Annotated in this window: 2 protein-coding genes; both read left to right on the plus strand. The window is 62.5% G+C overall.

Annotated elements, in window-relative coordinates; translation table 11 throughout:
• Positions 1 to 138: class Ib ribonucleoside-diphosphate reductase assembly flavoprotein NrdI (locus tag NQ160_RS23480; RefSeq protein WP_257517411.1), on the plus strand; the 138-nt coding region annotated here is incomplete at its 5' end.
• Positions 139 to 143: 5 nt separating this feature from the next.
• A partial coding sequence (gene nrdE, locus NQ160_RS23485; protein ID WP_374113711.1) for a class 1b ribonucleoside-diphosphate reductase subunit alpha occupies positions 144 to 1,653 on the plus strand: 1,510 nt, incomplete at its 3' end.

Genomic DNA, 1,653 nt, shown 5'->3' on the forward strand with positions numbered 1-1,653 from the left:
GCGGCCTTCTGCCTCGCCGGTGACATCATCAGCCGCAAGTGCAACGTGCCGCACCTGTATCGGCTCGAACTTTTCGGCACGCCAGAAGACGTCGATCGCGTGAGCGAAGGACTGGAGCAATGGTGGAATCAGCACTGACCGACATGGGTTTCAAGAGCGAGGCGCGATTCGAGGGCATGGACTACCACGCCCTCAACGCGATGCTCAACCTCTACGGCCCGGACGGCAAGATCCAGTTCGACGCCGACAAGAGGGCGGCGCGGGAGTTCTTCCTGCAGCACGTCAACCAGAACACGGTGTTCTTCCACTCCCTGCAGGAGAAGCTCGACTACCTCGTCGAGAAGGAGTACTACGAGCCGGCCGTGCTGGCGAAGTACTCGATGGAGTTCATCCAGCAGCTGCACGACTTCGCCTACAGCAAGAAGTTCCGCTTCGCCACGTTCCTCGGCGCGTTCAAGTACTACACCAGCTACACGCTGAAGACCTTCGACGGCAAGCGCTACCTGGAGCGATTCGAGGACCGCGTCGTCATGACGGCGCTGGGCCTGGCCGACGGTGACGAGACGCTCGCGACCGAGCTCGTCGACGAGATCATCTCGGGGCGTTTCCAGCCGGCCACCCCGACCTTCCTCAACACCGGCAAGGCACAGCGCGGCGAACTCGTGTCGTGCTTCCTGCTGCGCATCGAGGACAACATGGAGTCGATCGCCCGCGGCATCAACTCCGCCCTGCAGCTGTCAAAGCGCGGCGGCGGCGTGGCGCTGCTGCTGTCGAACATCCGCGAGGCGGGCGCCCCGATCAAGCAGATCGAGAACCAGTCCAGCGGCATCATCCCCGTGATGAAGCTGCTCGAAGACAGCTTCAGCTACGCCAACCAGCTCGGTGCACGTCAGGGCGCCGGCGCGGTGTACCTGTCGGCGCACCACCCCGACATCCTGCGCTTCCTCGACACCAAGCGTGAGAACGCCGACGAGAAGATCCGCATCAAGACGCTGTCGCTGGGCGTCGTGATCCCCGACATCACCTTCGAGCTCGCCAAGAACGACGAGGACATGTACCTCTTCTCGCCGTACGACGTCGAGAAGGTCTACGGCGTGCCGTTCGGCGACATCTCGGTCACCGAGAAGTACCGCGAGATGGTCGATGACGAGCGCATCAAGAAGACCAAGATCAACGCGCGCGAGTTCTTCCAGACCCTTGCCGAGATCCAGTTCGAGTCCGGCTACCCGTACATCATGTTCGAGGACACGGTGAACAAGGCGAACCCGATCAAGGGTCGCATCAACATGTCGAACCTCTGCTCGGAGATCCTGCAGGTCAACACGCCCACGACGTACAACGAGGACCTCTCCTACAAGGAGATCGGCAAGGACATCTCCTGCAACCTCGGCTCCATGAACATCGCGCTGGCGATGGACGGCGGCGACCTGGGCAAGACGGTCGAGGCCAGTATCCGCGCCCTCACCGCGGTCAGCGACCAGAGCCACATCCGCTCGGTGCGCTCGATCGAGGACGGCAACGACCGGTCGCACGCGATCGGTCTCGGGCAGATGAACCTGCACGGCTACCTCGCCCGCGAGCACGTGCACTACGGCTCCGAAGAGGGCCTGGACTTCACGAACATCTACTTCTACACGGTGCTGTTCCACGCGC

Source organism: Microbacterium sp. zg.Y909, from assembly GCF_024626565.1.